We start from the raw sequence: 1,116 nt of genomic DNA on the forward strand, positions 1-1,116 counted from the left end.
GGCGAACCCCAAATAGAGCAGAAACTGGCCGAGCGTGCCGGGCGATATCGAGCCTTCGAGCACGTCGCGCGAGCCGAACCACAGCACCGCCACGACGGACGAGAAGATGGTGAAAATGGCGAAGAAGGTTAAGAAGGAGCGCGCGAAGATCGAGGAGCGTGCCGCCTCGAAAGCAGCTTCCACCGCAGCCGAGAAATGCCCGGTGACCAGCTTCTCATTGGTGAAGGCCTGCAGCGTGCGCACCGCGCCGATCTGCTCGCTGGCATAGGCGGTGGCATCGGCCAGCGTATCCTGCGCCTGACGTGATTTGCGCCGCACCGAACGGCCGAAGGCGACCAGCGGCAGCACGATCACGGGTATTGCCGCGATGACCAGGCCGGACAGTTTCGGGCTGGTGATGACCATCATCCCCACCGCGCCAAGGCCGAGGATGACATTGCGCAGCGCCACCGAGGCCGTCGCTCCGACCGCCGACTTGACCTGCGTCGTGTCGGCGGCAAGCCGCGACACGATCTCGCCCGACTGGGCGGTGTCGAAGAAGGCAGGCGACAGCGTCGTCACATGGGCAAACACATCGCGCCTGATATCGGCGACGACGCGCTCGCCCAGCGTGATGACGAAATAGTAGCGGCCGGCCGATGCTGCCGCCAGCAGGGCGGCCATAGCCACCAGCGCTGCGAAATATTCGGCAATGAAGGTCGTGCTGGACGACGAGAAGCCATGATCGATCATGCGTCGCACCGCCAGCGGCAGCGCCAGCGTGGTTGCCGCCGCGATGACCAGCGAGATAATGGCGCCGACGACCAGCGTGCGGTAGTGCGTGATGTAGGGGAACAGGCGCCTGAGCGGCTTGAGCGAACGCCGGCGCTCGTCTGCGCTGGTGATTTGCGCCATCCCGATGTTTCCTCCAGCCGTCCTTGGGGTCTGCGCCTCAATATGCGCTTGCCGCGGCCTTGTGATTCAATTCCGGCTGATGTATAGGCTCGCCGACCGTTTTAGAAGCCGTGGCTCCTCAATAGCTGCGGCTTCGAGTTTTAAAAAGGGGCGCATCGACGCAGGCTTATGCCCGTCGGCAGCGCCGGCAAGCCAGGAACCGAACCATGAAGACCGACATCC

Annotated in this window: 1 protein-coding gene; it reads right to left on the minus strand. The window is 63.8% G+C overall.

Annotation, left to right across the window (positions count from 1 at the left end; genetic code table 11):
* On the minus strand, positions 1-894 hold an 894-nt coding region (locus EN925_RS36885; protein WP_245487436.1), incomplete at its 3' end, for an ABC transporter transmembrane domain-containing protein.
* Between the last annotated feature and the right edge of the window lie 222 nt (positions 895-1,116).

This window comes from Mesorhizobium sp. M7A.F.Ca.US.006.04.2.1, from assembly GCF_004022915.1.
Classification (GTDB): domain Bacteria; phylum Pseudomonadota; class Alphaproteobacteria; order Rhizobiales; family Rhizobiaceae; genus Mesorhizobium; species Mesorhizobium ciceri.